A 5,215-nucleotide genomic window follows, 5' to 3' on the forward strand; every position below is an offset into this window, starting at 1 on the left:
CAACCACTTCAAACGCTTTTTGCGGCGAAATTTTAAACGAGATCATGGGTGACTTCGGCGTTTTTGATAAAATTTGCTTTCTAGCGGACGGTTCGCTACTAGGCAAGGAGCGCTATACTAGCAAGCTAGTTTGCCTTGACGCTGCAAGCGGCGAGCGGTTAAAGCCAGCGTGGCTGCGCGGCGAATGCGCCGAAGCGGACGAGTTTTGCGTTAGCGCGGACGGTTCGAGGCTCGCGCTAATTAGCTACGACAAAGCCCGAATCATCGATCTAAAAAGCGGAAATTTGCAGCTTATCTTTGAGCTCTCGCACGTCGTGAAGCGCTGCGAGGCTAAATTTGAGCGCATAAACGGCGAGGAATTTTTAGCCGTGTGCACCGACTACGGCTGCTTTAGCCTTTATAAAATTTAAGGAAAAATATGTTTTATTTTTTGCTTGGTATTTACTTTTTTTACGTTGCCGCAAAGGCGATTTTGGCGATATTGCAGATAAACTTTATCCGCGCGGAGGCTAAAAAGCCCGCCGTCGTGCTAGAGCAGAATGAATACGAAACCGCCGCCGCGGCCGCGATAACGAATCAAAAATTTGAGATAGCGAGCCTGTTTTATCACGCTGCGATATTTGTGATGTGGGCGTGCTGGGGGCTTGGCGAGCTGTATGAGAGCGCCTATAAAACGGGAGAACTGCGAGATCATATCATATTTGTGATGAGCTTTTTGATCATCTCGTCGCTGCTGGAGCTACCGCTAAATATTTACGAAACTTTCGTCAAAGACAAAAGGCTCGGCTTTTCAAACGTAACGCCTAAAATTTTCGCGCTCGATCTACTTAAAACGCTTGCGCTAACGCTAGTTTTTGGCACGCTGTTTGTGTGGCTGGTGCTGCTTTGCATTGGATTTTTGGGAGATTTTTGGTGGTTTTGGGCGTTTTTACTGAGCTTCTCGGTCGCGCTCGTTATAAATCTCATCTACCCGACGCTAATCGCGCCCATCTTTAATAAAATGCAGCCGCTAGAGGACGGCGAGTTAAAAAGCCGTATAGAAGGGCTTTTGACGCAGTGCGGCTTTAAAAGTAGCGGCGTTTTTACGATAGACGCCAGCAAGCGCGATAATCGCTTAAACGCCTATTTTGGCGGCCTTGGCGCGACTAAGCGCGTCGTGCTTTTTGATACGCTCGTTAAAAAACTAAGTCTTGCCGAGATAATCGCCGTTTTGGGGCATGAGCTCGGGCACTTTAAGCACGAAGATATCCTAAAAATGATCGCCCTAAGCGCGGTTATGCTTTTTGCGATGTTTTTTATATTCGGCAACATCCCCGACGCGGCGTATCAGGCGCTGGGACTCAGCCCGGCAGGCGGCGGAGTGATCGTGTTTTTACTGCTTTTTTCGCCGATATTCGGATTTTTATTTTCGCCTATTAGCTCGTATTTTAGTCGCGCGAATGAATTTGGCGCCGATAAATTCGCAGGCGACGTCTCAAACAAAGCCGATATGATAAGCGCGCTAAAAAAGCTAGGCAGTGAGAACAAGGCCTTCCCAAAGGCTCATCCGCTCTACGCGTTCGTCTATCACTCGCACCCGAGCCTCTTTGAGCGTATAAACGAGCTGGAAAATGACGGTAAATGACGCGCTAAAAGCAGCCGCCTCGCAGATAGCTCCAGTGTGCGAGATAAACGGCGCAAATCCAGCGCGCGTAGCCAGGGCGCTTTTGATGAGCTACCTCGGCGTAAAAATCGAGTGGATATTTTTAAATTTAAACCGCGAGCTTGATGATGCGGACGGATATTTTGTGCTCGCAAAACGCTTTGCAAATCCCGAGCCGCTAGAGTATATCACGGGCGAGGCGGGCTTTTACGGACTTAGCTTTAACGCAAAAAAGGGCGTCTTGATCCCGCGCCCCGAGACTGAAATTTTAGTCGAAAAATCGCTTGAGATTTTATCAAATTTGCCAGCGCGAAAGGGGTCGCCGCTAGTTGCCGAGATAGGCGCGGGAAGCGGGATAATCAGCATCTGTCTCGCGCTAAATTCAAACGCTAAAATCATAGCCTCCGATATCAGCGACGATGCGTTAAATTTAGCTCGCGAGAACGCCGCGAAATTTGGCGTAGAGGATAGGATAGAGTTCGTAAAATGCGCGTATCTGGATCAAATTTACGGGCGATTTGACCTGCTCGTTTCAAACCCGCCTTATATCGCGCGGGACTACGAGCTTGATAAATTCGTGCTAAACGAGCCGCACGAGGCGCTCTTTGGCGGCGCGGCGGGCGATGAGATCTTAAAAAACATTATCCTCGTCGCTAAAAATCGCGGCGTAAAATACCTAGCCTGCGAGATGGGCTACGATCAGCGAGAAAGTATGCAAAACGCGCTTAAATTTAACGGGTTTGAGGCGGAGTTTTACAAGGATTTAGCGGGATTTGACCGCGGATTTGTCGCGCGAAATATATTTGCAAATTTTTAAATTCTCACGCGGTTTGGGCTTTGGCGATAAACCAAATTTGACCGAGCTTGCGTCAAATTTAGCGCTCGCAAATTTTCGCCCTTCTTGCTCGAATTTAGCGGATTTTAAATGCTATAACCATAAAATGCGTGCGGTAAATCAAAAAAAGGAAAATTATGAAAAGCGTTTATTTTTTGCTTCTTGGCGCGCTCATCGGCACGGAGCTGGCTCTGGGCGCTCTGGTTGCGCCGACGATTTTTTATCCGCAGAGCATACTTGGCGAGGGCGTACTTACGCATTTTCAAAGCGGCAAACTCATGGCTACGATATTTGTTAAATTTAACTACGCCTTGCTAGCAGTTAGCGTCCTGATCGCGCTTTTTGAGCTTGTTTCGTTTAGATCCAGCGTCAAATTTGCCGCTAAATTTAGCATGGGTATGCTTTGCGCGATAAATTTAGCCCTCGCGCTCTCGTTCGTGTTTTACTTCACGCCTTTCGTCATGGATGCGCAGACCGCTGGCGAGGCGGCGACGCAGACGGCCGAGTTTGCTCAGATGCACGTAGCTAGCGAGTGGACGATGAAGCTGATGCTGTTTGCGCAGCTTGCTTTGTTTTTTATCAAATTTAAAACCGCCGAAAAATGAGCGCGAAGCCCGATATCCAAATTTTAACCGATTTTCTATCTGACTACACGAGCGCGATGGTGAGTGCTGGCACCTACACCGCGCGCGTCGAAAAGTGCGTAGACCGCGTGGCTAGGCGTTACGGATACGACGTTAGCGTGACGATTTTCGTAAAATATTTTACCATTAGCGTCATGGACTCGGCCGACAACTCCCTGCGCCGAACCTACGTGAAAAAGATTCCGCTAGGGCAGGTGAGCTTTAACCGCATTTCCGAGCTTTCGTCGCTTAGCTGGCGGATCTTGGATGAAAATTTGAGCCTTGATGAAGCCAAAGAACAGTTTGATGGCGTCATGCGCATAGGCGCAAATAAATTTACAAGCTCGCTTATTTTGATTAGCCTTGCAAATGCGGCGTTTTGCAAGCTTTTTGGCGGCGATATGGGCTCGGTAGCTTGCGTATTTTTCGCGACGCTCGTTGGCTATAGCCTCAAATTTGCGCTTGCTAAAATGGGCGTAAATTTAAAAATCCAGTACGTTTTGATCTCGTTTGTAGTCTCGTTTATCGCCTATCTTGGCGTATTTTACGGCTTTACGCACACTAGCGACGTCGCGATCGGCTCGTCGATACTCTTTTTGATGCCGGGCGTTTTTCTCATAAACTCGGTCTTTGATATCATAAACGACAACACGCTTGTAGGCATCAGCAGGGCCGTGAGTACGGGTATCTTGATACTTTGCATCGCGGTGGGCGTATATATCACGCTCTCGCTTAGCAATGCGGAGATTTTACATGTTTGAGCTTTTTACTGCGACTCTTATAGACGGCGCTTTTGCCGCGGTGGCGGGGCTTGGCTTTGCCTACGCTAGCTCGCCGCCTAAAAGGACTCTCGCATTTTGCGCGCTGCTTGCCGCGTTTGCGCACGCTAGCCGCTTTTGGATCATGCAGATGGGATTTTTTAACATCAGCGTAGCCACGCTCATCGTCTCATTTTTAAGCGGGATTTTGGGTATGCTCTTTGCCAAACGGCTCAAAGTGCCCGCCGAGATCATCGCATTTCCCGCACTTTTGCCGATGGTGCCAGGAGTTTACGCGTACAAGGGCATTTTAGCGCTGTTTTCGTTTCTAAACGAGCCTGATATCGCTAAGAAAAACGAATACCTAATCATATTTTTTGATAACGCGATCACGACCACGACTGTCTCGCTAGCCCTAGGCGTCGGGGTTTCGGTGGTGCTGATTTTATTTTACGATCAGTCCTTGATGATTACTCGCGGCGCTAAGTGCGATCTGGCGACGAAAATAGTTATAAAATGCAAATAAAATGTGGGGATTTAAATGATTGCATTTGAAAATAAATCAGAAAGATCTATTGCGCAAAGTATAATTGATTGTTTTAGTGAAGGCTCAAAAATCAATTATTTTTCAATTAATGACAATAGAAGAAAAGTTATTGTAAAACGGCATGTTGAAGAACTTCAAAAAGAGAAGCATATAATTATATTGGAGCATTATCGACCAAACACAAAAAAATGGGAATTTGTATATGCAGATGTAACGTTAATTATGAAAAAAAATCCAGATGATAGTTCTACTAATAAAATAATAGAAGAGGACTATAAGTATATTGGATTTGATATTATATTTAGCCTGACTGACAGAATGATATATAAGAGGATATTTATAAATTTTTCTTTTCATGCCCTATTGCGATTTATTGAAAGATGTAATATCAAAGAGCTATCCACGCCAGATAAAGTTAAAAAATTTTTATCTTCAATGATAAGACCGATAGTATTAAGATGTTTGTCTATGTATGATGGTCTTTGTAGTGAGTTAATGCATAATAAAAGCAATTATGATGAAATCAGGAAAAATTTAAGCAAAGGATCCTATATTGTGGCTAATGATATATTCATGCCTATTGCGTTTGAGATTGGAAAGAATAGTGAGGGGAAACCCAGTCTTTGTTTTACGATTAAAACGATAATGCCAGTAGGATTTAATAGTGCAAAAAGAGCAATTAAGAAAGAAGAGGCAAGGCTCCCTAAAGAAAAAATTTTTGACTATTTAAATATTATAAAAACATTAATTATTTAGAAATTATATGCTTTGGTGTAAAAAAGGAGAATGATGTAATGAAAATACGAATCT

At 45.1% G+C, this 5,215-nt stretch carries 6 protein-coding genes and 1 pseudogene; all 7 read left to right on the forward strand.

Annotated features, from left to right (window positions below; all coding sequences use genetic code 11):
- Positions 1 to 410: pseudogene (locus Q0546_RS07930) on the forward strand (hypothetical protein); the annotation flags it as partial.
- Between the two features lie 8 nt (positions 411 to 418).
- On the forward strand, positions 419 to 1,624 hold the full coding sequence (locus Q0546_RS07935; RefSeq protein ID WP_298791991.1) for a M48 family metallopeptidase: 1,206 nt from the start codon (positions 419 to 421) through the stop codon (positions 1,622 to 1,624).
- Positions 1,611 to 2,459 carry a peptide chain release factor N(5)-glutamine methyltransferase gene (prmC, locus tag Q0546_RS07940; protein ID WP_298791993.1) on the forward strand — a complete coding sequence of 283 codons (849 nt, stop codon included), beginning with the start codon at positions 1,611 to 1,613 and terminating at the stop codon, positions 2,457 to 2,459. The genes Q0546_RS07935 and prmC overlap by 14 nt, the downstream gene beginning before the upstream one ends.
- A gap of 155 nt (positions 2,460 to 2,614) precedes the next feature.
- Entirely contained in the window at positions 2,615 to 3,082 is a 468-nt protein-coding gene (locus Q0546_RS07945; protein ID WP_298791995.1) for a DUF4149 domain-containing protein, read from the forward strand.
- Complete coding sequence (locus Q0546_RS07950) at positions 3,079 to 3,861, forward strand: threonine/serine exporter family protein (RefSeq protein ID WP_298791997.1); 783 nt, start codon at positions 3,079 to 3,081, stop codon at positions 3,859 to 3,861. The genes Q0546_RS07945 and Q0546_RS07950 overlap by 4 nt, the downstream gene beginning before the upstream one ends.
- Positions 3,854 to 4,384, forward strand: coding sequence for a threonine/serine exporter family protein (locus Q0546_RS07955; RefSeq protein ID WP_298791998.1), 531 nt, complete (start codon positions 3,854 to 3,856; stop codon positions 4,382 to 4,384). The genes Q0546_RS07950 and Q0546_RS07955 overlap by 8 nt, the downstream gene beginning before the upstream one ends.
- A 15-nt stretch (positions 4,385 to 4,399) precedes the next feature.
- Positions 4,400 to 5,161 carry a hypothetical protein gene (locus tag Q0546_RS07960; protein ID WP_298792000.1) on the forward strand — a complete coding sequence of 254 codons (762 nt, stop codon included), beginning with the start codon at positions 4,400 to 4,402 and terminating at the stop codon, positions 5,159 to 5,161.
- Positions 5,162 to 5,215: the final 54 nt, after the last annotated feature.

It is taken from the genome of uncultured Campylobacter sp., assembly GCF_937997465.1.
GTDB lineage: Bacteria > Campylobacterota > Campylobacteria > Campylobacterales > Campylobacteraceae > Campylobacter_A.